Raw genomic sequence first — 25217 nt, 5'->3', positions numbered from 1 at the left:
CAGCGGACACTTGTCAAAGCCCTGCATCAACTCCCGGGATACACCCAGGGGTTGGGCTTGCAGTGGATTCCGTTGATGTCCAGGGACTTCGTCTGCTGCTGCATGATCGGAGCGAGTGCGCCCGGCGTGGAGCAGCTCACGTGGCCGTGGCCGAGCCGGTGGCCGACCTCGTGGTTGATGAGCATCTGGCGGTAGGCGAACATCTGGTCCGGGCCGAAGGTCGCCGAACCCTGCGCCCAGCGGTACGCGTTGATCATCACGCGGTCGGTCGACGCGGAGTCGCAGGAGACGTTGTCGATGGTGGTGTCGAGGCCGGACTTCCTGCACCAGACGCCGGTGGTCCCGGGGCTGGCGAGCGTGATGACGAAATCCGCCTCGCCGCCCGGCACCCGCTCGAAGGTCTTCGTACCGCCGTGGCCCCAGCTCCGGTCGTCGTTCAGCGTGCGGTGCACGGCCTCGGCGAACAGCTGCGGATCCAGGCCGAGCCCCTGCTCCACGTCGACGCGGTAGCGGACCACCCGCCCCTTGCCGGGAGCCTGCGCCACACCGGGCACGGTGTCGAAGGCGCCGGGGCCCTTCAGCTTCTCGTCGATGGGGAACTGCTGCGCCATCTTCTGGTCGTACGAGAGCTCCGGCGCGGCCTTGATCGCCGCGGAGGCGTCCGGGGTGGGCCGGCCGTCGGAACGGGAGGCGGCGGAGTTGCCCTGGACGGCGTGGCTGTTGCCCTCGTCGGCGGCGCGCACGGGGTTCTTGCCGCTGTCGTTCTCGGAGGCGGCCTGGCCCGCGACGATGACGGCGAGCGCGACGGTGACGGCCGCGGCGGCCATCCCGGCGTACGTACGGCCCTTGCCGCTGCGCCCGCCGGCGGACGGAGCCCCCTTCGGCTCTTCCGCGGGGGTGGCGACCGGCGTGCGCGGCGCGGGGATCCGGCGGTGCGAGCCGGTGGCGGTGACGGCGTTCTCGGCGACCGGGACCGCGCGGTGCGGCCCCGTCGTGGTGAGGGCGTCGTCGGGGAAGGCGTCCTCGGGGAAGGCGTCCCCGCCGACCGTGACCCGGCGGTGCGCGCCCGTGGAGGTCATCGGCGCGTCGAGGGTGACCTGCGGGAAGCCGACCGCGGGGGTGCCGAAGGCCGGGGTGTCGTGGACCGGGGAGCCGTGACCCGGAGTGCGGTGCGCCGGAGCGCCGAGGGCCTGGCTGTCGTACACCGGGGTACCGAAAGCCGGGCTGTCGTACACCGGCGTACCGAAAGCCGGGCTGTCGTACACCGGCGTACCGAAAGCCGGGCTGTCGTACACCGGAGTGCCGAAAGCCGGGCTGTCGTGGGCCGGGCTGTCGTGGGCCGGGCGGGTGCGCGGGGCCCCGCGCCAGTCCCCGTACGTCGTACCGGTACCGGCGGCCGCGCCCCAGGCGCCGCCGGGCTCGTGCTGTTCGGGGTGTCCGCCGCGCGCGGCCGACACCGGCTCGCGGCGCGGCGGGGCGGCGTACCCGCGGGGGGCGGCGGCCGGCTCGGCCCACTCGGCCGAAGCCGGGGCCGCGGCCCGGGCGCCGGCCTGTTCGGCCGGCTGCGGATGGCCTGAGCCGGGGCCGGGAGCCTGACCCGACTCCTTGCGGCTATGTCGTCCCACGTCCTCAGCCCTTGCCGTCCTCGTCGGTGTTCACGGTGTGCTCCGCCGCGCCCGGGTCCGGCTCGGAGCCCTGCCCCTCGGTGGAGGCGGCGGCGTCCTGCAGCTCCCGGAAGGCGGCCGCGACCACCTCGGGGTACTCCATCATCGCCACGTGCCCCGCCTCGGGCAGGCACAGCAGACGCGACCCCCGGTAGGCCGCGGCGGCCTTGCGCGCCATACGGTACGAGACGAGCTGGTCCCGGCCACCGTAGACCAGCAGGGTCGGTGCGAGCACCCGCTGTGCCTGGCGCCACAGTCCGTGCTGGCCACCGAGGGTGTAGGCGTCGACGATGCCGCGCGAGGAACGGGTCATCGCGTCCCAGAAGTACGGCAGCGCGAGCCGCCGTTCCATTTCCTCGACGGCCAGCTCGAACGCCTCGGGCGTCACCCGCGAGGGGTCCCCGTAGCAGAGGTCCGTCACCCCCCGGGTGCGCTGCTCGGCGCTCAGGCCCCGGGTGAGGCGGCCGAAGAGCCCGGCCACTCCGGGTACGGCGAGCAGCGCGGTCGGCACCGCCGACTTCTGCACGCGCAGTTCCGGCAGGGCCGGGGAGATCAGCGTCAGGGTGCGCACCAGGTCGGGCCGCACGGCCGCGACCCGGGTGGAGACGGCGCCGCCGAGGGAGTTGCCGAAGAGGTGAACCGGTCCGCGTCCGGCGGAGTCGAGGTGCCGGATGACGGCGCGCGCGAGGCCGGTGACGGAGTAGTCCCGGTCGGCGGGCGGCGGGGACCAGCCGAAGCCGGGCAGGTCCAGGGCCTCGCCCTCGACGGAATCGGCCAGCTTCGCCATGAGCGCGGACCAGTTCTGCGAGGATCCGCCGAGCCCGTGGACGAACAGCGCGGGCGGCAGTCCGGCCCGGACCGGCCGGCGGACCCGTACGGCCAGTTCCAGCCCGGGCAGCCGGTCGGTGCGCACCTGCTCCCCATCGGCCACGCGTACGCCCCCCACCTGGGACGACTGGGTGGAAGGCGAGGGGTCGGTGGACCGTACGCCCGGCAGCTCGGTCGAAGACATGGGGCAATGTTACGAGACGATCACGCGGGTCCTCTTGTGTTCGCCGTCACAGATGCTTGCGGAACCGCCTAGCGGGGTATCCGCGATCCTCCTAGGCTCGTAAGGGGGAAGGGCGGAAAGGGTGGAAAGGGGTGCTCCATGACTGTCGACCCTGCGGAACCGGACACCTTCCGGTCAGAGCTGCGGGACGACCTCGGTGCGGAAGCCTCCGAGGCGGACGCGGCGGAGCAGAACACGGAGTTGAACCCGACCGGGGACGATCCGCTCACCCCCGTCGGCCAGCGCGAAGCCTCCGAGGGGGATGCCGCCGAGCAGACCCGGGTGGTTCCCCTGGACGATGACGACTACCGCTGAGCCAGCGCTGACCAGCATCTCCGGTGGGTGACCGGCGGTCCGTACCGCGAGAAAACTCGGCTTGAACCCTCCAGATTCGGTTACCGAAAAGTACGATGGCCGCGCGGCGCAAGGCGCACTGTGTTCTAGAGAAAGTGGGAGGCGGCGTGACAGCCATCGAGCAGACCGAGGCAGCGCGTCCGCGGGGCACGCGACTTCCGCGCCGGGCCCGGCGCAACCAGCTCCTGGGTGCCGCCCAGGAGGTCTTCGTCGCGCAGGGTTACCACGCGGCGGCCATGGATGACATCGCGGAGCGTGCCGGTGTCAGCAAGCCGGTGCTCTACCAGCACTTCCCCGGCAAGCTCGACCTCTACCTGGCGCTCCTGGACCAGCACTGCGAGGCCCTGCTGCTGGCCGTGCGCACCGCGCTCGCGTCGACGAACGACAACAAGATGCGCGTCGCCGCGACGATGGACGCCTACTTCGCGTACGTCGAGGACGAGGGCGGCGCGTTCCGGCTCGTCTTCGAGTCGGACCTGACCAACGAGCCGGCGGTGCGCGAGCGCGTCGACCGCGTCTCGCTGCAGTGCGCCGAGGCCATCTCGGAGGTCATCGCCGAGGACACCGGCCTGTCCAAGGACGAGTCGATGCTGCTGGCCGTGGGCCTGGGCGGGGTCTCGCAGGTCGTGGCCCGGTACTGGCTGTCGAGCGAGAGCCCGGTCGCCCGCGACACCGCGGTGGGGCTGCTGACCTCCCTCGCCTGGCGCGGAATCGCCGGCTTCCCGCTGCACCCGACGGACGTCTGAGCGGCGCCGGCGGCGACCGGCGGGCCGGCCCCGGCCGTCGCCGCCGGTCTGACCGGCGGATGTTCGCTGCGAGCGTTTTCGCCGCGCGGCGGACACGTCCCCTCTCCGGGCTAATGTGGACCGGGTAACGGCGCGGCAGATCGCGCGAACCGGACCGTCGGAGGGACAAGGCCGTGGAGGTCAAGATCGGCGTGCAGCACGCACCCCGGGAGATCGTGCTCGAGAGCGACCTGAGTGCCGAGGAGCTGGAGAGCATCGTCACCGCCGCCCTGTCCGGCTCGGCGTCGCTGCTGAGCCTCACGGACATCAAGGGCCGCAAGGTCCTGGTGCCGTCCGAGCGCCTGTCGTACGTCGACCTGGGCGAGCCCAGCGTGCGCAAGGTCGGCTTCGGCGCTCTCTGAGCACCCGGAAGTACCGAGCACCCGGAAGTACCGAGAACGGCCCGGCGGAGTCCTCCGCCGGGCCGTTTCCGTTTCCTCCGCTTCGGGTAGGACCGCTGTAAGACACGCTCCCGGTACGCCCCGGTATTTCCGCCGCTCGAGAGGATCTTCCATGCTGCTGATCGAAGCGCTCGGCTCCGCTCTCCTGGGCCTCGCCCTGGCCGGGGCGGCCGTCCGTGTGCTCGGCCCGCGGCTGCCGTCCTCGCGGGTGGTCCTGGCCAGCGGAGTGGCGGGCGCCCTGTTCGGGGCCTACCTGACGCACACCGCGCTGGGCCCCGGGCACAACACGCTGTTCGCGACCTTCATCGGCGGCGCCCTGGTCTCGGCGGTGGTCCTGTCCCTGCTCCTGCGGCCCGCCGGCCGGACGGGGAGGCCGCCCCGCCGGGCTCCGTTTTCGGTTCCGACGCGGGGCTAGACGGCCGCACTGAGCGCCCCGGGTGACCTTTGACCCATGACGTCGGCCCCCGTACGGAAGCTTCCGTACGGGGGCCGACGTCATGGGCGCTCCGCCTCCGGGGCGGGGACTGAGGGGACTGCTAGGCCGCCAGGCCCAGGGCCGCCATGCGCTTGGTGTGCGCCTTGGTGATCCGGGTGAACATCTCGCCGACGGCCGCCAGGTCGAAGCCGGCCGCCATCCCGTCCACCCCGCCCACCAGCATGGTGGAGAGCGCGTCACGCTCCGCGACCACGCGCTGCGCCTGCGAGAGCGCCTCGCCCATCAGCCGGCGGGCCCACAGCGCGAGCCGGCCGCCGCAGCGCGGGTCGGCCTCGATGGCGGCGCGCACCTTCTCCACGGCGAAACCGCCGTGGCCGGTGTCGTCGAGCACGCTCACGACGAGCCCGCGGGTGTCGGTGTCGAGGTGGGTGGCCACCTCGCGGTAGAAGTCGCTGGCGATGGAGTCGCCGACGTACGCCTTGACCAGGCCCTCCAGCCAGTCCGACGGGGCGGTCTGGCGGTGGAAGTCGTCGACGCCCTTCGCGAAGGGCTCCATCGCGGCGGTGGCGTCCTCGTCGATCGCGGCGAGCCGGTCGCGCAGGCGCTCGAAGTGGTGGAATTCGGCGGAGGCCATCTTCGCGAGCTCGGCCTTGTCCCCGAGGGTGGGCGCGAGCTTGGCGTCCTCCGCGAGGCGTTCGAAGGCCGCGAGTTCGCCGTACGCGAGCGCCCCGAGCAGATCCACCACGGCGGCCCGGTACTGCGGCGAGGCGGAGGCCGTGGCCCAGTCCTGGGCGGCGATACCGGCCGCCTCGGCGGGGGCGCTTTCGTCGGCGGGCGATGCGTTTTCAACGGTCGACATGCACCGCACAATAGCTCGCCGAAAGGCACCGTGAACCACCTGCTCAGTCCACGTAAACGCGCCTACCTGGTGAATTCACCCGACACAGCTGCGCGATTCCGGGGTACAGTGGTATTGCGCCTGCCGAACACTCGGCGGGCCATCCGAATGAGGATGCCCGGTCGGTGGCCCGATCGGCTCCACCCGACCGCCCTCGGCGTGATGCGCACGTTCATACGTCGCCTCCCAAGAGGGGCCCCTCAGCGGCATAAAGCGCCTGAGCGATGGCCGTGGTCCCGCGCAGCTTCGTACGTACGTAGTGGTACTGCAAGCCCGGCACGGTACGACCCCCCTCGCCGCCTCGCGCCGCGTCTCACAGAAGAGGCAGCACCCTGACTACGTTCCGAGACCTCGGGATCTTTCCCGAGACGGCCGAGGCCCTTGAGGCCGTCGGCATCGTGTCCCCCTTCCCGATCCAGGAGATGACCCTCCCCGTCGCCCTCTCCGGCACGGACGTCATCGGCCAGGCCAAGACCGGTACCGGCAAGACGCTCGGTTTCGGCCTTCCCCTGCTGGAGCGCGTCGTCGTCCCCGCGGACGTCGAGGCCGGCCGTTCCACGCCGGAGCAGCTGACCGACGCCCCGCAGGCCCTCGTGGTGGTTCCGACCCGCGAGCTCTGCACCCAGGTCACCAACGACCTCCTCACCGCGGGCAAGGTCCGCAACGTCCGCGTCCTCGCCATATACGGCGGCCGCGCGTACGAGCCCCAGGTCGAGGCGCTCAAGAAGGGCGTCGACGTCATCGTCGGCACCCCGGGCCGCCTGCTCGACCTGGCCGGGCAGCGCAAGCTCGACCTCTCCAAGGTCAAGGCCCTCGTCCTGGACGAGGCCGACGAGATGCTCGACCTGGGCTTCCTGCCCGACGTCGAGAAGATCATGGCCTACCTGCCCGCGAAGCGTCAGACGATGCTGTTCTCGGCGACCATGCCGGGCGCGGTCATCGGCCTGGCCCGCCGGTACATGTCGCAGCCGACGCACATCCGCGCCACCTCGCCCGACGGTGAGGGCGCGACCGTCGCCAACATCACGCAGCACGTCTTCCGTGCGCACAACATGGACAAGCCGGAGCTCGTCTCCCGCATCCTGCAGGCCGAGGGCCGCGGGCTCGCCATGATCTTCTGCCGCACCAAGCGCACGGCGGCCGACATCGCCGAGCAGCTGGAGAAGCGCGGCTTCGCCTCGGGCGCCGTCCACGGCGACCTGGGCCAGGGCGCCCGCGAGCAGGCGCTGCGCGCCTTCCGCAACGGCAAGGTCGACGTGCTGGTCTGCACCGACGTCGCCGCGCGCGGTATCGATGTCGAGGGTGTCACCCACGTCATCAACTACCAGACGCCCGAGGACGAGAAGACCTTCCTGCACCGTGTGGGCCGTACCGGCCGCGCGGGCAACAAGGGCACGGCCGTCACCCTGGTCGACTGGGACGACATCCCGCGCTGGCAGCTGATCAACAAGGCGCTGGAGCTGGACTTCCACGACCCGGCGGAGACGTACTCCACGTCCCCGCACCTGTACGAGCAGCTGAACATCCCGGCCGGCACCAAGGGCATCCTGCCGCGCGCCGAGCGCACGCGGGCCGGCCTGAAGGCCGAGAACCTGGAAGACCTGGGCGAGACCGGCGGCCGCGGTGGCCGTGGCGGCCGCGACGGTGGCCGTGACAGCGGTCGTGGCCGCGACGGCGGACGTGACGGTGGCCGCGGTGCCGCCGCCCCGGCCGCCGAGGAGCGTCCCGCCCGTGCCCCGCGCCAGCGTCGCCGCACCCGTGGCGGCTCGGACCAGAGCAGCGCCGAGCTGCTGACCCCGGTGACCGCCGAGGCAGCCCCGGTCGCCGCGGTGGCCGCCGCTCCCGCGGTCCAGGCTCCGGCGGTCCAGGCTCCGGAGGCTCCGGCCGCCGACGAGGCGCGCAAGCCGCGCCGTCGCCGGACCCGGTCGGCCGCTCCGGCCGCCACCTTCGTCGCCCCGGCGGCGAAGCTGGAGCCCCTGGCCCCGTTCGTCAGGGAGCCCGAGCTGGAGTTCCAGATCGCCCCGCCGACCGAGCCGGTCCGCGAGCGCCGCTCCGGCGCCGCCCGTACCAGCGCCCCGCGTGTCCGTGCGCCCCGCAAGGCCGCGGCGGCTCCGGTCGCCGAGGTCGTCGCCCCCGTGGCCGCGGTCGTCGCCCAGGCCGCCGTGGTCGAGGCCCCGGCCGCTCCGGTCGCCGAGGAGGCTCCGGTCAAGCCGAAGCGCACGCGGACCCGCAAGGTCGCCGCTGCCGCCCCGGCCGCCGAGGTCGTCGCCGAGGCTGCCGCTCCGGTGGCGGAGGAGGCTCCGGTCAAGCCGAAGCGCACCCGCACCCGCAAGGCCGCGGCCGCCGCCCCGGAGACTCCGGCCGCCGAGGCTGCCGCTCCGGCCGCGGAGGAGGCTCCGGCCAAGCCGAAGCGCACCCGCACCCGCAAGGCCGTCGCCGCGGTGGAGACCCCGGAGGCGTAACGCCCTGCCGATGGCCCCGGTCCCCTTCCGAGGGGGCCGGGGCCATCGGCGTATCTGGGGCCGGGCGGAGCTCCCGTACGGGCGTACGGGCCGGTAACCTCGGGCCATGAGCAAGCCCCCGACCCTCACGCTCCCGCCCGCGGCCCGTGCGTACCGCCTGGCGACGGCCCGCGGCGAGTTCGCCGTGCACGAGGCCGTGCCCGCGGGGCCGGCCCGCGGTACCGCCCTGCTGGTGCCCGGCTACACCGGCAGCAAGGAGGACTTCATCGGCCTCCTCGGGCCGCTGGCCGGCGCCGGGTACCGGGTGGTCGCCGTCGACGGCCGCGGCCAGCACGAGAGCGGCGGCCCGCGCACGCAGGCCCCGTACGCCCTGGCGGAACTGGCGCAGGACGTCCTCGCGCAGACCGCCGCCCTGGGCGCGGCCGGTCCGGTGCACCTGCTGGGGCATTCGCTGGGCGGGCTGATCGTCCGGGCGGCCGTGGTCCGCGATCCGGCCCCGTACGCCAGCCTCACGCTGCTGAGCAGCGGCCCGGGGGCGGTCTGCGCGGAGCAGCAGGGCCGTACGAAGCTGCTGGTCTCCGCGCTGGAGGCGATGGGTGACGACATGCCGGGCATCTGGGCGGCCATGCGCGCCATGGATCTGCGCGACGCACCCGCCGAGGAGCCGGGCCTCGCGGAGTTCCTGCGCGCCCGCTGGCTCGGCACCCTCCCCGAGCAGCTGATGGTCACCGGCCGGGTGCTCCTGGAGGAGCCGGACCGGATCGACGAGCTCGCCGCCGCGGCGCCCGGACTGGCGAAGCTGGTGCTGTCCGGGGAGTCGGACCCGGTGTGGCCGGTGTCGGAGATGGACGCGATGGCGCAGCGGCTGGGCGCGGCGAGGGTGGTGGTCCCGGGGACGGAGCACTCCCCGAACGCCGAGGATCCGGCGGCCACGGCGGCGGCACTGGAGGCGTTCTGGAAGGCCTCCGAGGGGATCTGACGGCTCCGACATCCGTTAGTAGTTAGACAGGGAAAAAATTTCCTTAGCGTAGGGAATGTTTGCGGCTTACACTTCGTTAACCCTGTACAAGGAGAAACACTGACGAAGGGAGAAGCCCCATGCGCTTCGAGATTCTGCGCCTGGACGACGTCGACGGATCTGCCGTGGACAGCACCGTCGTGGACGCGGCCTCCGTCAACCGGATCGTGCAGCAGGCCGCGGCCATCGGCCAGCGCATCCTGATCCGACCGGCTGAGACCGTGTCCAACTGACCGCGTCCACCCATTCGCCGAACGCCCCCGCACCGGTCCCGGTGCGGGGGCGTTCGCATGCGTGGCGGCGGCCGGCGGACGGCGCTACGCGCTCTCGATCACCTGGAGCACGCCGTTGATGATCTGCTGGACCGCGATCGCGGACAGCATCATGCCCGCCAGGCGCGTCACGAGGACCACGCCGCCGTCCTTGATCACGCGGATGATGACGAGCGAGTAGCGCATCACCACCCACAGCACGATGTGCATCGCGACGATCGCGGCCCACACCGAGAACTGGGCGGTGGCCCCGTCGGCCTTCTGCACGGCCAGGATCACCGAGACGATCGCGCCGGGCCCGGCCAGCAGCGGCATCCCGAGCGGGACGAGCGCGACGTTCACGTCCTTGGTCTGCTTCGGCTCGTCGGTCTTTCCGGTGAGCAGGTCGAGCGCGATGAGCAGGAGCAGCAGCCCGCCCGCGATCATCAGGGCCGGCACGGAGACGTGCAGGTAGTCGAGGATCTGCTGGCCGCAGAGGCCGAAGACGGCGATGACGCCGAAGGCGACGCAGACGGCCTGCCAGGCCATGCGGCGCTGCACCTTGGCGGGGCGGCCGGAGGTCAGCGCGAGGAAGATGGGCGTGATCCCCGGAGGGTCCATAATCACAAAAAGCGTGAGAAAGAGGGATCCGAAGACGGCGAAATCGAGCACAGTGATGCCTTGCAGGAGAGGGGTGTCGCGAAAAAGGGGGGAAGGGCGGGAGGGGCGGCGGCAGAGGTCAGCCGCGGACGCGTCCACCGGCGCCGGGAACCGGGAACGCCCCGGTCGCACGGCGGGTGATCTCGCCGTAGATCTCGGGGTCGGTCGTGTACTCCCCGAGGCGGCAGGTCTTGCGGCTGCCGTGGTAATCGCTGGACCCGGTGGTCAGCAGGCCGAGATCGGCGGCCAGGCCGCGCAGGCGCGCGCGGGTGGCCTCGTCGTGGTCCATGTGGTCGACCTCGATGCCGTCGAGGCCGGCCGACGCGAGCGCGGCTATGGCGCTCTCGGGCACGCAGGTGCCGCGCTTGACGGCGGCGGGGTGGGCGAAGACGGTGACCCCGCCGGCCGCCTTGACCAGGCGGATCGCGTCGAAGGGGTCGAGCTCGTGCTTCTCGGCGTACGCGCGGCCCCCGTCGGCGAGCCAGTCCGCGGTGAACGCGTCCGACACGGTGCGTACGACGCCCAGCTCGACGAGTGCGGCGGCGATGTGCGGGCGTCCCACGGAGCCGTCGCCGGCGATCCGGGCCACCTGCTCCCAGGTGACGTCCACCCCGAGGCCCTGCAGCTTGCCGATCATGGCCTGGGCGCGCGGGGTGCGGTCGTCGCGCACGAGCTCCCGCTCGCGGTGGAGCTCGGGCTCCTCGGGGTCGAACAGGTACGCCAGCATGTGCATGCCGATGCCGTCGAGCCGGCAGCTCAGCTCGGCGCCGGTCACCAGGGTCAGCCCCTGGGGCAGCGCGGCGATGGCCTCGCGGTATCCGGCGACGGTGTCGTGGTCGGTCAGCGCCACCACGTCGAGCCCCGCACCCGCGGCATTGCGCACCAGCTCGGCGGGGGTGTCCGTACCGTCCGAGGCGGTGGAGTGGGCGTGCAGGTCGATGCGCACAGCCGTACTCCAGGGTTCACGCGCGGACGGGGGGTCGCTCCAGGATACCGTCCGATTTTCCCGCTACGGGCCCCCACCGGCCCGGCCGCGCCAGGGCCCCGGCCTGCGGCCCCCGCCGCGGGCAGCCGGACGGAGTCCGGCGCAGCACCGCGAAGCCGGTGAGGCCCGCCAGGGCCGAACCGCGCGAGCGGTGCGTCAAGAGGAGAGGATGCGGGGGCTCAGGGCGCCGCAGGGCAGCAGCTCCACCTCGGCTCCCGCGTCGCGCAGGTCGGTCAGGACCAACTCGTCGTACATCAGCAGGCCCGACTGCTCCGGCCAGACGATCGCCCACAGCCACAGCCCGCGCGCCTCCCCGGCGAAGACGGCCCGGTCCTCGGGGACTCCGGTGACGTGCCAGAGCGGCGTCGGGCGCCCGGCGGCGACCACCTTGGCGTGCGGCGGGGCGGAGACGTTCATGTAGCGGCCCGGGTCGGGGGCGTCGAGGCCGGCGAAGCGGGCGCCCAGGCCGACGCCCAGCTCCTCGGCGATCAGCAGCAGCTCGCCGATGCCGCCGAGCGGGCCGGGCCCCGAGCAGGCCACTGCGGTGGCCCGGCCGCCGCTGCGGTCGTCACCGGCGGAGGCGATCCCCGTGAACAGCCAGCCGACGGGCAGCGGCCAGGGCATCCAGACAGGCACCTGCGCCCGGTTCACCACCACGCCCAGGCCTTCGACGCTCGGCGGGATCACGGGCTGCAGGGGATGGACCGTGCCGTGTAGCGCGCACTGCCAGGAGTCGGCGAAAAGACCGGGCGCCCTGACCCGGCCACCACACTTCGGGCAACTCGGTTCGCCCCTCATAAGAAGCCACGCTCCTCCCCGCCGCGCGCCCCGTCAAGATGCGATCACCCGTTCGGGCGGCCGGGCGGCGGCCCGATGCTCAGTCCAGGGGGACTGCCGTACGCAGAGGGTCCCGCAGATCCGTGCCGCGCGCGAGCCAGCGTTCCTGCAGGGCGGCCGCTCCGTGGACCCGTTTCCACGCCGCCTCGTTCGCCGTCATCGGCAGGAGGGGGAAGAAGGAGACGGGGTCCATCGGGTCGTCCAGGACGAGGTCCTCCACCAGCCCGCCCGGCTCCGCGACGAGCACGGAGGTGAACGGGGCCCCTTCCCACAGGGGTTCGCCCACGTCCAGCGAGGCGCCGGGCGCCACGATGAGCCCCTCCACCTGGGGCGAGGCCGCCAGTACGGCCAGCGGCCGCAGCAGCCTGTCGGTGGGCGCGAGCCCGCCCCGTACGGTCAGCACGAGCTCCGCGCGCGGGCCGCGGACCGGGTCGGAGACCACCGCCGTGGGGTCGGTCATGGGCTGGGCGGACATGCCGAGGGTCGCGTACCGCACGAGGTCGCCCTCGGTGAAGCGGAGGACTTCGAAGCGGTCGGTGCCCAGGAAGGTGACGGCGGCGCGGGCGTCGGGTTCGCCGAGGGCGGCGCGCAGCCGGGCTTCCACAAGGGCCAGAATTTCTGCCATGGAGCGAGCATAGAACTCGTATCAGCCGGGTAAAGAGCGGCTCTTGACCATCCGTCGGCTGATATCGTTGACCGCTGGTCGGGGACGCTCTCAGAAGAGAAGTTTCAGTGCCCCGGCGACAGGACGTCCCTTACGGGGGACCGGCCGGAGGAGGTGGGGCTGCGGTGCATCGAAGTCGATCGCACAGTACGTGCGGTACCTCTCGCTCTTCCGCTTCGCCGACGGGCGCGCCGCGCCCCCTTTGATCCGCGCGTCCTTGGATGCACACGCCGGATCGGTCGAAGAGCGACGGAAGCACTGTGTCCTCCCGTCCTGATCCTTCCGCCTGCCCGCCCGGACTGTCGACCGGGTGAGCGTGCCGTCCGGAAGGACCTCCCACCCGTACGGTCCGCAGCCGTGCGCGCGAAGGAGCCTGCCATGTCGATGCTGCCCTACCTCCGTGCCGCCGTCCGCCCCGCCCTGCGCAGGTCCACGCCGGCGCAGCCGGGCTACGACGCCACCCGCGACCCGTCCGCGAACAGCGCGGTGGTCGACTGCGCCGTCTACCGCGAGGGGCGGCGCGCCGGGCGCGCGCAGGGAGCCCCCTGCCTGACGCCCCGTGATGCGCTGCGCGAAGTCCGCGCGGACGGCGGATTCGCGTGGATCGGCCTGCACGAGCCGACCGAGGCCGAGTTCGCCGGGATCGCCGCCGTGTTCGGACTGCACCCGCTCGCGGTGGAGGACGCGGTGCACGCGCACCAGCGGCCGAAGCTGGAGCGCTACGACGACACCCTCTTCACCGTCTTCAAGACGATCCACTACGTCGAGCACGCCGAACTCACCGCCACCAGCGAGGTCGTGGAGACGGGCGAGGTGATGTGTTTCACCGGCCCCGACTTCGTCATCACCGTCCGGCACGGCGGCCACGGCTCCCTCAAGGGCCTGCGCCACCGCCTCCAGGACGATCCGGCGCTCCTCGCCAAGGGCCCGTCGGCCGTCCTGCACTCCCTCGCCGACCACGTGGTCGACGGGTACATCGCCGTCGCCGCGGCCGTCCAGGACGACATCGACGAGGTGGAGAGCGAGGTCTTCGCCGCCCCCGCCAAGGGCAGTGCGCGCGGCGGCGACGCGGGCCGCATCTACCAGCTCAAGCGCGAGGTGCTGGAGTTCAAGCGGGCCGTCTCCCCGCTGCTGCGCCCCATGGAGCTGCTCAGCGAGCGCCCGATGCGGCTGGTGGAGCCCGACATCCAGAAGTACTTCCGCGACGTCGCCGACCACCTGGCCCGCGTGCACGAGCAGGTCGTCGGCTTCGACGAGCTGCTGAACTCCATCCTCCAGGCCAACCTGGCGCAGGCGACCGTCGCGCAGAACGAGGACATGCGCAAGATCACCTCCTGGGCGGCGATCATCGCCGTGCCCACGATGATCTGCGGCGTGTACGGAATGAACTTCGAGCACATGCCGGAGCTCCAGTGGCGCTACGGCTATCCCCTGGTGATGGCCACCATCGCCGGTACCTGTTTCACCATCCACCGGGCCCTGCGGCGCCACGGCTGGCTGTGAGGGCGCTGGCTGCGAGGGCGTCCGGGGCGCTGGCTACCCTGTGCGCATGACTCTCAGCGCGCTCGATCTGGCCCTCGTCGAGGAGGCCACCAAGAAGTCCGGCCTCATCTGGGTCCGCGGCTCCGGGGCGGACCGCGGGCTGTGGCACGCCTGGGTGGACGGCGCGGCGCACGTGCTCGGCGACGGGCCCGGGGAGCAGCCGTTCCCGGGGCTCGCGGACGGGGCGGCGGCCGAGGTGACCGTGCGCAGCAAGGACAAGGGCGGCCGGCTCGTCGCGTGGACGGCGACCGTACGCGAGCTCGTGCCCGGCAGCGAGCCGTGGGAGGCCGCGGTGGCCGAGCTGAAGGGCAAGCGGCTCAACGCGCCCGACTCCGCCGAGATGACCGACCGCTGGGCGCGGGAGTGCCGGCTGCTGCGCCTGGAGCCGGAGTCGGTCCGGGCCGACCTCCCCGGGGGTTCGCTGGCGGCGGCTCCGCTGGGCTCCCCGGCGACGACCCGGCAGCCGGTCCCGGCCGGTCTGCCGAAGCTGCTGCTGAAGCGGAAGAAGAAGGCCTCCCGCTAGACCCCCAGCCCTGCGGGAGATCCCTAGCCCTGCGGGTTGGCGCCCTGGCCGGAGCCCTTGCCCTGGCCGGAGCCGCCCTCCTGGTCCTTGGTCGTGGGCAGCTCCGAGCCGTAGTCCACCGTCTGGTCGGGCGCGGGCGCGGTGAGCTCGACCGGCTTGCCCCATTCCGCGAGGGTCACCCGTCCGGCGCCGCCCGCGCGTTCCATGAGGAGCGGGTACGGCGTGCCCTCCAGGGAGACCGAGAGCTTGCCGCCCTTGCCCTGGTCCGCCGAGACCTGGACGGCCCGGGTGGGCCCGACCTTGGTGTAGTCCTCGCCCTTGGTGAGCTTCCCGTCGAGCCCGAGCAGCCCGTCGAGCATGACCTGCATGTCGGTGAACCCGCGGAACTGCTTGTAGGAGGGGTCCCCCTCGGGCACCTTGACGAACTTGTCGCCGAGCTTGCCGGCCGCCTCGGACTGGCCCCAGAAGGCGGCGCCCGCCTTCAGGTAGAGCTGCTCCCCGACCCGCAGCAGCTGGAAGGTGGTGTCGTCCTGGGACTTCACCTCGCCGGAGCCGCCGTCCGCCCCGAGCCGCATGTCCAGGGTGAAGGACTTGCCGCCGCTGACGAGCGTGCCGGACAGGTGGACCGACTGGGCCCCGGTGACGGCCGTCTTCGCCTTGTCCTCGATCTGGTCGGCGGACAGCTTCCCGACCCCGTTCGTCCCCTCGTCGGGATCCGCTCCGCACCCCGTGCCGACGACGGCCAGGCCCGCGCACAGGGCACTGACGAAGGCGGCCCGGCGCAGCCGCGGGGCGGGGAAGTAGGCGGTCACGGGCAGGTGCCCCTCTCGTTGCGTGGCGAGCAGCTGGCAGCGTACCCGCCCGTACGCGGGCCCCTGCGCGGCGCCCGGACGCAGCCCGTGGGGACGCGCGTACGGACGTCGCGGGGGCGCCCCGCGGACGCCGCGCCGGTTCCGGTGCCGGGCCCGGGCGGACGGCCCCACCAGGAGGTTGCGTGCGGTACGGGCTAACCTGAGGGACGGCAGTACCGGTGATCGACGGATGACGCAGCTCGTAGGAGGCGCTCGGATGGCGGCAGGCGCCCCACGGATCTTCGTCTCGCATCTGTCGGGTGTGCCCGTCTTCGACCCCAACGGCGACCAGGTGGGCCGGGTGCGCGACCTCGTCGCGATGCTCCGCGTGGGCGGCCGGCCGCCCCGGCTGCTGGGCCTGGTGGTCGAGGTCGTCAGCCGGCGCCGGATCTTCCTTCCCATGACCCGGGTGACGGGCGTCGAGTCCGGCCAGGTGATCACCACCGGCGTGGTCAACATGCGGCGCTTCGAGCAGCGCCCCACCGAGCGGCTGATCCTCGGCGAGCTGCTGGACCGGCGGGTGCGCCTGGTCGCGGACGACGAGGAGGTCACCGTCCTGGACGTGGCCATCCAGCAGCTGCCGGCCCGGCGCGACTGGGAGATCGACCGGATCTTCGTACGGAAGGGCAAGTCGGGCGCGCTGCGGCGGCGCGGCGAGACCCTGACCGTGGAGTGGTCGGCGGTGACGGGCTTCTCGCTGGAGGAGCACGGGCAGGGCGCCGAGAACCTGGTCGCCACCTTCGAGCAGATGCGCCCCGCGGACGTGGCGAACGTCCTGCACCACCTGACGCCGAAGCGGCGTGCCGAGGTGGCGAGCGCGCTGGACGACGACCGGCTCGCGGACGTGATGGAGGAGCTGCCCGAGGACGAGCAGGTGGAGATCCTCGGGAAGCTGAAGGAGGAGCGCGCGGCCGACGTCCTGGAGGCGATGGACCCGGACGACGCGGCCGACCTGCTCTCCGAGCTGCCGGAGGACGACAAGGAGCGGCTGCTGACGCTGATGCGGCCGGACGACGCCGCCGACGTGCGGCGCCTGCTGTCGTACGAGGAGAACACCGCGGGCGGTCTGATGACCACGGAGCCGATCGTGCTGCGGCCCGACGCGACGGTCGCCGACGCGCTGGCCCGCGTACGGCAGTCGGACCTGTCGCCGGCGTTGGCGGCGCAGGTGTACGTGTGCCGGCCGCCGGACGAGACGCCGACGGGCAAGTACCTGGGGACGGTGCACTTCCAGCGGCTGCTGCGCGATCCGCCGTTCACCCTGGTCAGCTCGATCGTGGACACGGGTCTGGCGCCGCTGCGGCCGGACGCCTCGCTGCCGGTGGTGACCAGCTACCTGGCCGCGTACAACATGGTGGCGGTCCCGGTCGTGGACGAGAGCGGCTCGCTGCTGGGCGCGGTCACCGTGGACGACGTACTGGACCACCTGCTCCCGGACGACTGGCGGGAGACCGACTTCCACTCGGAGGGCTTCGGGGACCCCGAGGACTCCGAGCGCGCGGAAGGAGCCCTGCGTGGGAACTGAGCGGGGGCGCGGCGAGCGCGAGCAGGCACGCGACCGGCGCAAGGAGCAGATCCGGGAGCGGCGCGAACACGCCCGGGCGCAGGCGCGGGAGTACGGGCTGACGGAAGCGGCCGCCGAGCGGGCGGAACGTTCATCCTTCGAGCGCGGCGAGCGGGCGAAGGCCGGTCAGTCGACCGGGTCGAGTGCGCTGTCGCGCTCGCGCACCCGGCTCGACCTGCCGCGCCCGGCCCGCCGGCGGCTGCTGCCCGAGTACGACCCGGAGGCCTTCGGGCGGCTGTCGGAGCGGGTCGCCCGGTTCCTCGGCACGGGCCGGTTCATCGTCTGGATGACCGTCGTCATCATCATCTGGGTGCTGTGGAACATCTTCGCGCCCGTCAGCGTGCGCTTCGACCAGTACCCCTTCATCTTCCTGACCCTGATGCTCTCCCTCCAGGCCTCCTACGCGGCCCCGCTGATCCTGCTGGCGCAGAACCGGCAGGACGACCGGGACCGGGTCAACCTGGAGCAGGACCGCAAGCAGAACGAGCGCTCGCTGGCCGACACCGAGTACCTGACCCGGGAGATCGCGGCCCTGCGGATGGGTCTGGGCGAGGTCGCCACGCGCGACTGGATCCGGTCCGAGTTCCAGGATCTGATCAAGGAGATGGACGAACGGCGGCTATTCCCCGCCGAGAGTGACGAAGGCGACCGCTAGCAGGCTTTCCTGAGGCCCGCCACCGCGCCGTACCATCGGGGCATGGCTACCGACACAAGCTCCGCCTCCGCCGCTGCCGCGCCCGAACAGGACGCGATCCTGGACGCGCTGGCGACGGTGAACGACCCCGAGATCCACCGGCCGATCACCGAGCTGGGCATGGTCAAATCGGTGGAGATCGGTGACGGCGGCGAGGTCGCCGTCACCGTGTTCCTGACCGTGTCGGGCTGTCCCATGCGCGAGACCATCACCAACCTGGTCACCGAGGCCGTGCAGCAGGTCCCCGGCGTCACCTCGGTCGCCGTCACGCTCGACGTGATGAGCGACGAGCAGCGCAAGGACCTCGCGGCGACCCTGCGCGGCGGCACCGCCGAGCGCGAGGTCCCCTTCGCCCAGCCCGGCTCGCTGACCCGTGTCTACGCGGTCGCCTCCGGCAAGGGCGGCGTCGGCAAGTCCTCGGTCACCGTGAACCTGGCGGCGGCGATGGCGGCCGACGGCCTCAAGGTCGGTGTCGTCGACGCCGACATCTACGGCCACAGCGTGCCGCGCATGCTCGGCGTGGAGGGCCGCCCCACCCAGGTCGAGAACATGATCATGCCGCCGTCGTCGCACGGCGTGAAGGTCATCTCCATCGGCATGTTCACCCCGGGCAACGCGCCCGTGGTGTGGCGCGGTCCGATGCTGCACCGGGCCCTCCAGCAGTTCCTGGCCGACGTGTTCTGGGGCGACCTGGACGTGCTGCTGCTCGACCTGCCGCCGGGCACCGGCGACATCGCGATCTCCGTGGCCCAGCTCGTGCCCAACGCCGAGATCCTCGTCGTGACCACCCCGCAGCAGGCGGCGGCCGAGGTCGCGGAGCGGGCCGGCTCGATCGCCGTGCAGACCCACCAGAAGATCGTCGGCGTCGTCGAGAACATGTCCGGGCTGCCGTGCCCGCACTGCGACGAGATGGTCGACGTGTTCGGCTCCGGCGGTGGCCAGAAGGTCGCCGACGGCCTGACCAAGACGGTCGGCGCGACGGTGCCGGTGCTCGGCTCGATCCCGATCGACGTGCGCCTGCGCGAGGGCGGCGACGACGGCAAGCCGGTCGTCCTGTCCGACCCTGACTCCCCCGCCGGTGCGGCCCTGCGCGCCATCGCCGGCAAGCTCGGCGGCCGTGCCCGCGGCCTGGCCGGCATGTCCCTGGGCATCACCCCGCGCAACAAGTTCTGACGTAGGACGCACGAAGGGGGACCGGCGAGAAGATCTTCTCGCCGGTCCCCCTTCGTGCGTCGTCCTCGTTTCGCCGTCGGCCCTACTCGTACGCCGCCAGGTCCCCGATCACCGAGAACCCGAGCCCGTACGCGCTCATGCCGCGCCCGTAGGCACCGAGGTGCACCCCGCTCCCGGTCGATCCGGCCAGCACCCAGCCGAACTCCGACTCGCGGTAGTGGAACGGCGTCGGCTCCCCGTCCACGGGCAGCGACAGCGTCGACCAGTCCGGCCCGTCGAGGTCGTCCGCGAGCTCCCACGCGGCCTCGGTCTGCTGGTCGAGCCAGTCGTCGCGCAGGCTGTGGTCCATCTGCCCCGGCCAGCTGTAGGCCAGCAGCCCCGAGCCGGCCAGCCAGGCCGCCGAGGAGACCGAAGTGGCCTCCAGGACGCCGGTGCCGTCGGCGGTGCGCCGCAGCGGGTTGCTCGCCACCGTGACGACCACCGCGAAGCGCTCCTTCTCCCCGGTGGCGATCTCGCCGCGGGCCGAGGGCTCGTCACCGTGGCCGGTCGAACCGTGCTCCACGCTGCCGTCGGCGCCCGCGGCGACCTGCATCAGCCAGCGGGGGCCGGTGAAGGCCCCGTCCAGCCCGTACCAGGGGAAGTCGGCCCGCAGGTACCCCTCGGCCGCCCGGCGGGCGGCAGGGACGGGCGGGGCGGCCGCGTCCAGGGGCTGCGGATGGTCTGCTTCCGGTGCGGGGGCTGGCGTCTGCGCCTCGGCGGGCTGCGTGCCGACCCGGCTACTGCTCGTCGTCTCCATCGATGCGGCCTCTCGTTCCGTGGGATCCGGAACGGCCCACCCCCCTCGGGCGTCCTGGGTCCGGACTCAAAGGAGGATAGCCATCCGACCGCGGTTCGCCGGGCAGGCAGGCGCGTGCGTGGTCCCGGGTGGCGTCAGGTCGCGTCGGCGTCGTAGCGCGAGCGCTGCTCCTGCGCCGGGGTCGCGGGCTTCTTGACCATGTCCGGTCCGGCGCCCGGCGCGGCGGCGGGGAGGGCTCCGCCGGCGGCCGCGGCCGTGTCGGACTCCTTGCCGTTGACCGCGTCGGTAACGTCGTTCAGTTCCTTGCGGAGATCGAAGCTGCTCCGGATCTCCTTGAGGTCCTCGTTCTCGGTCAGCTGCTTGCGGATGAAGTTCTTCGGGTTCAGGTCCTCGAACTCGAAGTCCTTGAACTCCGGCCCGAGCTCCGAGCGGATGTCCTGCTTCGCACTGTCGGAGAAGGCGCGGATCTTCCGGATGACGCCCGTGACGTCCTGGATGACCTTGGGCAGCTTGTCCGGGCCGAAGATGAGAATGGCGAGCACCACGATCGTGACCAGCTCGAGTGCGCCTATGTCGTTGAACACCTTGCCCCGCTCCTCGGCTCTCTTCACGTCAGGCCTCACACACGGTACCCGGCCGGGTCCGCAGGCCAATACACCAGGACCGGGTGATTACCCGACCGGTTCGGCTTTCACCCGCCCGTCACGAACCGTTCGCCGACCCGAGGACCACTTCCAGCGTGCGCTCCCGGCCCTCGCGCAGCACGGTGAGGGCGAGCCGGTCGCCCGGCCGGTGGGCCCGGATCTTGATCACCAGCTCGTCGCCGCCGTGCACCCGTACCCCGTCCACCTTGGTGATCACGTCGCCCGGCCTGATGCCCGCGCGGGCTCCGGGCCCGTCGGCGGTCACGGCGGGCTTCCCGCCCTCGCCCTTCTCCCCCACCCGGGCTCCGTCGCCGGAGTAGTCCATGTCCAGGGTGACCCCGATGACGGGGTGGGTGGCCCGGCCGGTGCGGATCAGCTCCTCGGCGACGCGCTTGCCCTGGTTCACCGGGATGGCGAACCCGAGACCGATGCTGCCGCGCTGCTGTCCGGAGCTGTCCTTGCCGTCGCCTCCGCGGATGGCGCTGTTGATGCCGATGACCTGGGCCCTGGCATCGAGGAGCGGTCCGCCGGAGTTGCCGGGGTTGATGGGGGCGTCGGTCTGGAGCGCGTCGACGTAGCTGACGTCGCTGCCGTCGCCCTTGTCGCCCCCGGCGGTGATGGGGCGGCCGGTGGCGCTGATGATCCCGGCGGTGACGGTGTTGGAGAGGTCGAAGGGGGCCCCGATGGCCACCACCGGGTCGCCCACCCGGACGTTCTCGGAGTTGCCGAGCGCGAGCGGCCGCAGGCCCCGTACCCCGTCGACCTTGACGACGGCCAGGTCGTAGCCGGCGTCGCCGCCGACCAGCTCGGCGGCGACGCTCTCACCGGTGCTGAAGGTGACCGTTATGGTCCGGGCCCCGTGCACCACGTGGTTGTTGGTGAGGATGTGGCCCTGCCCGTCGAGGACGAAGCCGGTACCGGTCGAACTGCCCTCGGCGGCGTTGACGTGCAGGGTGACCACGCCGGGCAGCGCGGTGGCGGCGATCCCGGCCACGCTGTCGGGAGCCCGGCCGCCGTCGGCGGGAGCGGCCTGCGGGAGTTCGAGCCGGGTGCCGGCCTCCCGCTCGGCGAGGACGCCGGCGTAGCCGCCGATGCCGCCGGCCAGGAGGGCGGCGCCGAGGGCGAGGACGATGCCCTGGCGCAGTCCGAGCCGGCGCGAGCCCGCCCTGCCGTGGTCCACCGTCTGGAGCGGCCGCACGTCCCACGGGTCGTACCGCGGCTCCCGGTCGGGGTCCGCGACGGGCTCCGGCGTGGCCCTCGGGGGCGGTACGGATCCCTCGTGCGCGCCGCCGGGCTCCGCGGGGCGGCTCCACCACCGGGGCAGGGGGGCCGGGACCGGATCCGTCGCCGGATCGGTCTGCTGGCTGTCGGACATGGGTGCTCCCCGCCTGCCTGTCGGTCTCCGCCGGCCGCCCGGGGCGGCGCATCTGGCGGAGATTCAACCAGGTTGCCGGTGCCGCCCGCCCCGGCGGGCCACAGGACGGGACGCACGGGCGAACCGCGGGCAGCGGCCCCGGACCGCTCGGCTCAGCGGTACAGGGAGACCGGGCGTGCGGGGGCGGTCGGCCGGGAGGGCACCGGGGAGACCGCGAGCGGGGAGACCGGGCCGAGCGTCGGAACGGTGCCCGGCTTCGGCAGCCGGTTCTCCCGGACCACCGCGTCGACCACCGGGACCACGGGTCCCGTGCGCGCGGCCGGAGCCTCGCCCCGGGCATTGGGCTCGACCGTTTCCATCGGCAGCGAGCCGCCCAGCGCGATCGCGGCGAGCGACACCGCTCCGGCGGCCACGAACGCGAAGCGGCGCCGCTGCCGGCCCACCTCGTGTATCCGGAACCCCTGCTGCTGCGGCGCGGCGGCGGCCGCGGGCGACGCGTAGCCGAAGGAGGCGAACGGGTCGGCTCCCGGCGGCGGACCGAAGGGGCCGGAAGGTCCGGAGGGGCCCTCGGGACCGCTGCCCGGCAGCCCCTGCAGCCGTGCCAGCAGCCCTGCCGACAGCGGAGGGGGCGCGCTCTCCACGAACATGGTCTTCAGGCGGCGCTGCGCATCGGCCTCGGCCTTGCACTTGGCGCAGGTCGCCAGGTGCGCCAGGACCCGCTCGCGCGCGTCGTGACTCAACTCCCCGTCCACGAGGGCGGCGAGCCGGTCGCCCAGGTGGTGCTCCGCGGAGGAAGCCTGCTCGGCGGGCGACGGGGACGGACTGATCCCGCTCACTCGGCTCCGCCCTCTCCCCCGGTGCCGGGGGCGCCCACGGCCACGCCGGCCAGCGCGCGCTGCTCCGCACGGGCCTCGGGAGACCGGTGCTTGAGCGCCTTGCGCAGGTGCGAACGGCCGCGGTGGATACGGCTGCGGACGGTGCCGAGCTTCACGCCGAGCGTGGCGGCGATCTCCTCGTACGACAGGCCCTCGATGTCACAGAGCACCACGGCCGCACGGAACTCGGGCGCGAGCGTGTCCAGCGCCTGCTGGACGTCGGCGTCGAAGTGGGTGTCGTGCAGCACCTGCTGCGGGGACGGCTCACGGCTCGGCAGCCGCTCGGCGGCGTCGTCGGCGAGGGCGTCGAAGCGGATCCGCTGCTTGCGGCGGACCATGTCGAGGAAGAGGTTCGTGGTGATCCGGTGCAGCCAGCCCTCGAAGGTGCCGGGCGTGTACGTGGACAGCGAGCGGAAGACCCGGACGAAGACTTCCTGCGTCAGGTCCTCGGCGTCGTGCTGGTTGCCCGTCAGCCTGTAGGCGAGACGGTAGACCCGCGCACTGTGCGTGCTGACGATCTCCTCCCACGAGGGAGGGGTCCACGCCTGGGAGCCCGCATCGGCGGCGAACGTCGCGGTGGTTGCGGTGTCTACGGTGCGGAAACGGTCAGCAATGTTGGTCACGGATTTCGGCTCACCGGCCGACCAGAAGAGGCGTCGGAGAACACCCCCACGATCCACAGGCGCAGCCGCACCTCCCCTGTCGGCTCTGGTGGTGTCCAGCGGAGTCCCTACCATAGCCACCCCTCCCGTCAGCTCTGGATAAGCATTTTTGCAGTAACTTTGCACGGGCTCCGGGCCCCAGGCCGCTCCTGCGTCTCTACTGCTCTCAACGCCCGGTCCCATCTGCGGGTTCCCGACTCCAGCGGATACAGTCACCGTTGCGCCAACTATGGGGACAGGAGAGGGTCATTACCGGCAACCGGCAGACGAGCTGGGCGTTCGCCGACGCGTTTGTCGCCGAGGACGACGCTCTGCGATGGGCCCGCGACCGGTCCAGGGAAGCGGGACTTCGCTCCGTCTCCCCCGGCACCGGTGCCGCGCTGCGCCTGCTCGCCGCCACCGCCGACGCGAAGGCGGTCGCCGAGATCGGCACCGGAACCGGCGTCTCCGGCATCCACCTCCTGCACGGAATGCGCGCCGACGGGGTCCTGACCACGGTGGATCCCGAAGCGGACCGGCAGGCCTTCGCCCGCCAGGCCTTCCGCGCCGCAGGCTTCGCGGGCAACCGCGCCCGCTTCATCCCGGGCCGCGCCCTGGACGTACTGCCCCGGCTCGCCGACGGCGGGTACGACCTCGTCTTCTGCGACGGGGACCCCTCCGAGTCCCTCGACTACCTCGCCGAATCGTTGCGCCTGCTCCGCCCCGGCGGCCTCGTCTGCTTCGAGGGGGTCTTCTCGGACGGCCGTACGGTCGACTCCGCGGCCCAGCCGGTCGAGGTCCTCCGGGTCCGCGAGCTGCTGCGCACCGTCCGCGAGACCCCGGCCCTGGAGGCCGCTCTGCTCCCGGTGGGCGACGGCCTGCTCTGCGCGGTCCGGCGCTGATCCGAGCGGGCGGCTCGGCGCGGGAGCGCGGAGCTCAGCGCAGGAGTGCGAAGGTCAGCGCGGCCGTACCGCCCAGCGCGGCGCCCGCGAGGAGCTGCGCCGGCGTGTGCGCCTTCAGGACCAGCCGGGACCAGCCCACGCCGGCGGCGACCAGCAGCGCGGGGAGCAGCGCCGGCCCGAAGACCAGCAGCAGGACCATCACGGTGCCGGCGGCCACCGACATGTGGATGGATATCTGCCAGCCGACCGTGACCAGCAGGGAGGAGACGAGGCCGACGAGCATCGCGACGACCAGCGCGAAGACGTCGGCCGGGGCGCCGAGCACGCGCAGGAGGGTGATCCCGGCGACCACCGAGACCAGGCTCAGCCCCATCGGGACGACCCGCTGGCGCCGCACCCGTATGTGCTGGTCGGTCAGCGCACCGCGCCGGACCCCCAGCAGGATGATGCCGATCGGGACCACCCCGCAGAACACGGCGCCGAGCAGGCCCCAGCCGAGACCGGCCCACGACCCGGTGCTGTGCCAGCCGATCAGCAGGAGCTGGGCCACCACCAGGTTCGCCGGCGCCAGGACCTCCGTGAGGACCTTGGCCGCCTTCTCGCGGGGCGTGCAGTCGGCGAAGGCCGGCGGAGCGGGAGGGGAAAAGGTCACGGTGCGACTCCGGCGATCACGGCCCGGGGCTCGGCCCGGGGACACAACACTGCCCCGGCCGCTCGGTGCGGCCGGGGCAGTGCAGAGAATGCTGCGAAAGTACGATCAGTATCCCCGGGGGATCAACCGACGACCTTCTTCAGGGCGTCACCCAGGGCGTCCGCCTCGTCCGGAGTCAGCTCGACGACGAGCCGACCGCCGCCCTCGAGCGGTACGCGCATGACGATGCCCCGCCCCTCCTTGGTGACCTCGAGCGGGCCGTCGCCCGTCCGCGGCTTCATGGCCGCCATGCTCGTTCCCCTTCCTGAAACCAGTTCATCGTCAGCCGACGGCCCCATTCAGGTGCCTAGTACCCGGCATCGAACACATTGCTTCCAGGCCATTATCCCGCATGTCAGGACCCGATGACCAACATCGGCTGGGAACGCTTGTGCAACGCGCTTGACCAAAACCACTCATTTCGGGGACACGCCTGCGATACTTCGCCGCCGCGGCACGAGTCTGCCCTTCCGTTTATTT

At 72.6% G+C, this 25217-nt stretch carries 28 protein-coding genes; 13 read left to right on the top strand and 15 right to left on the bottom strand.

Features of this window, described 5'->3' with window-relative positions:
* Positions 1-26 precede the first annotated feature (26 nt).
* On the bottom strand, positions 27-1625 hold the full coding sequence (locus ACZ60J_RS23900; protein WP_469684732.1) for a DUF3152 domain-containing protein: 1599 nt from the start codon (positions 1623-1625) through the stop codon (positions 27-29).
* A gap of 4 nt (positions 1626-1629) precedes the next feature.
* Positions 1630-2676 carry an alpha/beta fold hydrolase gene (locus tag ACZ60J_RS23895; protein ID WP_469684731.1) on the bottom strand — a complete coding sequence of 349 codons (1047 nt, stop codon included), beginning with the start codon at positions 2674-2676 and terminating at the stop codon, positions 1630-1632.
* Positions 2677-2814: 138 nt separating this feature from the next.
* On the opposite strand from ACZ60J_RS23895, the gene ACZ60J_RS23890 reads away from it, so the two are divergent.
* From ACZ60J_RS23890 to ACZ60J_RS23875, 4 genes are all read left to right on the top strand, one after another.
* Positions 2815-3030, top strand: a complete 216-nt coding sequence (locus tag ACZ60J_RS23890; RefSeq protein ID WP_469684729.1) for a hypothetical protein — start codon at positions 2815-2817, stop codon at positions 3028-3030.
* Positions 3031-3176: 146 nt separating this feature from the next.
* On the top strand, positions 3177-3815 hold the full coding sequence (locus ACZ60J_RS23885; protein WP_266880971.1) for a TetR/AcrR family transcriptional regulator: 639 nt from the start codon (positions 3177-3179) through the stop codon (positions 3813-3815).
* Positions 3816-3988: 173 nt separating this feature from the next.
* Positions 3989-4216, top strand: coding sequence for a DUF3107 domain-containing protein (locus tag ACZ60J_RS23880; RefSeq protein WP_469684727.1), 228 nt, complete (start codon positions 3989-3991; stop codon positions 4214-4216).
* Between the two features lie 151 nt (positions 4217-4367).
* On the top strand, positions 4368-4670 hold the full coding sequence (locus tag ACZ60J_RS23875; protein WP_469684725.1) for a hypothetical protein: 303 nt from the start codon (positions 4368-4370) through the stop codon (positions 4668-4670).
* A gap of 121 nt (positions 4671-4791) precedes the next feature.
* Here ACZ60J_RS23875 and ACZ60J_RS23870 read toward each other — a convergent pair whose 3' ends face one another.
* On the bottom strand, positions 4792-5550 hold the full coding sequence (locus ACZ60J_RS23870) for a ferritin-like fold-containing protein (protein WP_250741764.1): 759 nt from the start codon (positions 5548-5550) through the stop codon (positions 4792-4794).
* A 437-nt stretch (positions 5551-5987) separates the two neighbouring features.
* Between ACZ60J_RS23870 and ACZ60J_RS23865 the strand changes: the two genes are divergently transcribed.
* The 3 genes from ACZ60J_RS23865 to ACZ60J_RS23855 all read left to right on the top strand — a co-directional run bounded on the left by ACZ60J_RS23865 (position 5988) and on the right by ACZ60J_RS23855 (position 9302).
* Positions 5988-8051: a DEAD/DEAH box helicase gene (locus ACZ60J_RS23865; RefSeq protein WP_469684723.1), complete on the top strand. Its 2064-nt coding sequence runs from the start codon at positions 5988-5990 to the stop codon at positions 8049-8051.
* Positions 8052-8157: 106 nt separating this feature from the next.
* Positions 8158-9030, top strand: a complete 873-nt coding sequence (locus ACZ60J_RS23860) for an alpha/beta fold hydrolase (protein WP_469684721.1) — start codon at positions 8158-8160, stop codon at positions 9028-9030.
* 119 nt (positions 9031-9149) lie between these two features.
* The gene (locus ACZ60J_RS23855; protein WP_328300661.1) at positions 9150-9302 is read left to right on the top strand and encodes a hypothetical protein; all 153 of its coding nucleotides are present in this window, start codon (positions 9150-9152) and stop codon (positions 9300-9302) included.
* An 84-nt stretch (positions 9303-9386) separates the two neighbouring features.
* Here the strand turns inward: ACZ60J_RS23855 and ACZ60J_RS23850 are convergent, their stop codons facing one another.
* The 4 genes from ACZ60J_RS23850 to ACZ60J_RS23835 all read right to left on the bottom strand — a co-directional run bounded on the left by ACZ60J_RS23850 (position 9387) and on the right by ACZ60J_RS23835 (position 12427).
* The gene (locus ACZ60J_RS23850) at positions 9387-9992 is read right to left on the bottom strand and encodes a MarC family protein (protein ID WP_469684719.1); all 606 of its coding nucleotides are present in this window, start codon (positions 9990-9992) and stop codon (positions 9387-9389) included.
* 67 nt (positions 9993-10059) lie between these two features.
* Positions 10060-10926 carry a PHP domain-containing protein gene (locus ACZ60J_RS23845; protein ID WP_469684717.1) on the bottom strand — a complete coding sequence of 289 codons (867 nt, stop codon included), beginning with the start codon at positions 10924-10926 and terminating at the stop codon, positions 10060-10062.
* A 195-nt stretch (positions 10927-11121) separates the two neighbouring features.
* Positions 11122-11763 carry a DUF6758 family protein gene (locus ACZ60J_RS23840; protein ID WP_469684715.1) on the bottom strand — a complete coding sequence of 214 codons (642 nt, stop codon included), beginning with the start codon at positions 11761-11763 and terminating at the stop codon, positions 11122-11124.
* Between the two features lie 79 nt (positions 11764-11842).
* Positions 11843-12427 (bottom strand): suppressor of fused domain protein, encoded by a 585-nt coding sequence (locus ACZ60J_RS23835; protein ID WP_469684713.1) that lies wholly within the window; start codon positions 12425-12427, stop codon positions 11843-11845.
* A gap of 417 nt (positions 12428-12844) precedes the next feature.
* On the opposite strand from ACZ60J_RS23835, the gene ACZ60J_RS23830 reads away from it, so the two are divergent.
* Together ACZ60J_RS23830 and ACZ60J_RS23825 are read left to right on the top strand one after the other, a co-directional pair.
* Positions 12845-13969 (top strand): magnesium and cobalt transport protein CorA, encoded by a 1125-nt coding sequence (locus ACZ60J_RS23830; protein ID WP_469684711.1) that lies wholly within the window; start codon positions 12845-12847, stop codon positions 13967-13969.
* Between the two features lie 46 nt (positions 13970-14015).
* A complete protein-coding gene (locus tag ACZ60J_RS23825) occupies positions 14016-14531 on the top strand; it encodes a hypothetical protein (protein WP_469684709.1) in 516 nt (171 codons plus the stop codon).
* Between the two features lie 23 nt (positions 14532-14554).
* Here the strand turns inward: ACZ60J_RS23825 and ACZ60J_RS23820 are convergent, their stop codons facing one another.
* Entirely contained in the window at positions 14555-15343 is a 789-nt protein-coding gene (locus tag ACZ60J_RS23820) for a hypothetical protein (protein ID WP_469684707.1), read from the bottom strand.
* A 256-nt stretch (positions 15344-15599) separates the two neighbouring features.
* Between ACZ60J_RS23820 and ACZ60J_RS23815 the strand changes: the two genes are divergently transcribed.
* The 3 genes from ACZ60J_RS23815 (at position 15600) to ACZ60J_RS23805 (ending at position 18813) form a co-directional block, all read left to right on the top strand.
* Positions 15600-16907 carry a magnesium transporter MgtE N-terminal domain-containing protein gene (locus tag ACZ60J_RS23815; RefSeq protein ID WP_469684705.1) on the top strand — a complete coding sequence of 436 codons (1308 nt, stop codon included), beginning with the start codon at positions 15600-15602 and terminating at the stop codon, positions 16905-16907.
* A gap of 97 nt (positions 16908-17004) precedes the next feature.
* The gene (locus ACZ60J_RS23810) at positions 17005-17601 is read left to right on the top strand and encodes a DUF1003 domain-containing protein (RefSeq protein ID WP_469684890.1); all 597 of its coding nucleotides are present in this window, start codon (positions 17005-17007) and stop codon (positions 17599-17601) included.
* 42 nt (positions 17602-17643) lie between these two features.
* Positions 17644-18813, top strand: coding sequence for an Mrp/NBP35 family ATP-binding protein (locus ACZ60J_RS23805; RefSeq protein WP_469684703.1), 1170 nt, complete (start codon positions 17644-17646; stop codon positions 18811-18813).
* 82 nt (positions 18814-18895) lie between these two features.
* On the opposite strand, the gene ACZ60J_RS23800 is transcribed toward ACZ60J_RS23805, so the two are convergent.
* The 5 genes from ACZ60J_RS23800 to sigE all read right to left on the bottom strand — a co-directional run bounded on the left by ACZ60J_RS23800 (position 18896) and on the right by sigE (position 23240).
* On the bottom strand, positions 18896-19609 hold the full coding sequence (locus ACZ60J_RS23800; protein WP_469684702.1) for a hypothetical protein: 714 nt from the start codon (positions 19607-19609) through the stop codon (positions 18896-18898).
* 134 nt (positions 19610-19743) lie between these two features.
* A complete protein-coding gene (locus ACZ60J_RS23795; RefSeq protein WP_469684889.1) occupies positions 19744-20193 on the bottom strand; it encodes a sec-independent translocase in 450 nt (149 codons plus the stop codon).
* Between the two features lie 118 nt (positions 20194-20311).
* Positions 20312-21628, bottom strand: a complete 1317-nt coding sequence (locus ACZ60J_RS23790) for a S1C family serine protease (protein WP_469684700.1) — start codon at positions 21626-21628, stop codon at positions 20312-20314.
* 152 nt (positions 21629-21780) lie between these two features.
* Positions 21781-22464, bottom strand: a complete 684-nt coding sequence (locus ACZ60J_RS23785) for an anti-sigma factor family protein (protein WP_469684698.1) — start codon at positions 22462-22464, stop codon at positions 21781-21783.
* Positions 22461-23240, bottom strand: a complete 780-nt coding sequence (gene sigE, locus ACZ60J_RS23780) for an RNA polymerase sigma factor SigE (RefSeq protein WP_407837359.1) — start codon at positions 23238-23240, stop codon at positions 22461-22463. Before sigE ends, ACZ60J_RS23785 begins: the two co-directional genes overlap by 4 nt.
* Positions 23241-23383: 143 nt before the next feature.
* Here sigE and ACZ60J_RS23775 point away from each other — a divergent pair, with 143 nt between their 5' ends.
* Entirely contained in the window at positions 23384-24046 is a 663-nt protein-coding gene (locus ACZ60J_RS23775; protein ID WP_250741749.1) for an O-methyltransferase, read from the top strand.
* Between the two features lie 34 nt (positions 24047-24080).
* Here the strand turns inward: ACZ60J_RS23775 and ACZ60J_RS23770 are convergent, their stop codons facing one another.
* Both ACZ60J_RS23770 and ACZ60J_RS23765 read right to left on the bottom strand, forming a co-directional pair.
* Positions 24081-24698 (bottom strand): hypothetical protein, encoded by a 618-nt coding sequence (locus ACZ60J_RS23770; protein WP_469684695.1) that lies wholly within the window; start codon positions 24696-24698, stop codon positions 24081-24083.
* Positions 24699-24820: 122 nt separating this feature from the next.
* Positions 24821-24988, bottom strand: a complete 168-nt coding sequence (locus tag ACZ60J_RS23765) for a DUF3117 domain-containing protein (RefSeq protein ID WP_003966491.1) — start codon at positions 24986-24988, stop codon at positions 24821-24823.
* Positions 24989-25217 lie beyond the last annotated feature (229 nt).

Source organism: Streptomyces sp. NPDC104226 (assembly GCF_055584085.1).
The sequence above is the reverse complement of the archived record's forward strand: the minus strand, read 5'-3'. Positions and strand labels throughout refer to the sequence as shown.

Coding starts and splice junctions, on each gene's coding strand:
- ACZ60J_RS23830 (WP_469684711.1), top strand. CDS start 12,845: ATGTCGATGCTGCCCTACCTCCGTGCCGCCGTCCGCCCCGCCCTGCGC.
- ACZ60J_RS23815 (WP_469684705.1), top strand. CDS start 15,600: ATGGCGGCAGGCGCCCCACGGATCTTCGTCTCGCATCTGTCGGGTGTG.
- ACZ60J_RS23765 (WP_003966491.1), bottom strand. CDS start 24,988: ATGGCGGCCATGAAGCCGCGGACGGGCGACGGCCCGCTCGAGGTCACC.
- ACZ60J_RS23860 (WP_469684721.1), top strand. CDS start 8,158: ATGAGCAAGCCCCCGACCCTCACGCTCCCGCCCGCGGCCCGTGCGTAC.
- sigE (WP_407837359.1), bottom strand. CDS start 23,240: ATGGTAGGGACTCCGCTGGACACCACCAGAGCCGACAGGGGAGGTGCG.
- ACZ60J_RS23800 (WP_469684702.1), bottom strand. CDS start 19,609: ATGGAGACGACGAGCAGTAGCCGGGTCGGCACGCAGCCCGCCGAGGCG.
- ACZ60J_RS23835 (WP_469684713.1), bottom strand. CDS start 12,427: ATGGCAGAAATTCTGGCCCTTGTGGAAGCCCGGCTGCGCGCCGCCCTC.
- ACZ60J_RS23855 (WP_328300661.1), top strand. CDS start 9,150: ATGCGCTTCGAGATTCTGCGCCTGGACGACGTCGACGGATCTGCCGTG.
- ACZ60J_RS23790 (WP_469684700.1), bottom strand. CDS start 21,628: ATGTCCGACAGCCAGCAGACCGATCCGGCGACGGATCCGGTCCCGGCC.
- ACZ60J_RS23840 (WP_469684715.1), bottom strand. CDS start 11,763: ATGAGGGGCGAACCGAGTTGCCCGAAGTGTGGTGGCCGGGTCAGGGCG.
- ACZ60J_RS23825 (WP_469684709.1), top strand. CDS start 14,016: ATGACTCTCAGCGCGCTCGATCTGGCCCTCGTCGAGGAGGCCACCAAG.
- ACZ60J_RS23870 (WP_250741764.1), bottom strand. CDS start 5,550: ATGTCGACCGTTGAAAACGCATCGCCCGCCGACGAAAGCGCCCCCGCC.
- ACZ60J_RS23895 (WP_469684731.1), bottom strand. CDS start 2,676: ATGTCTTCGACCGAGCTGCCGGGCGTACGGTCCACCGACCCCTCGCCT.
- ACZ60J_RS23875 (WP_469684725.1), top strand. CDS start 4,368: ATGCTGCTGATCGAAGCGCTCGGCTCCGCTCTCCTGGGCCTCGCCCTG.
- ACZ60J_RS23890 (WP_469684729.1), top strand. CDS start 2,815: ATGACTGTCGACCCTGCGGAACCGGACACCTTCCGGTCAGAGCTGCGG.
- ACZ60J_RS23805 (WP_469684703.1), top strand. CDS start 17,644: ATGGCTACCGACACAAGCTCCGCCTCCGCCGCTGCCGCGCCCGAACAG.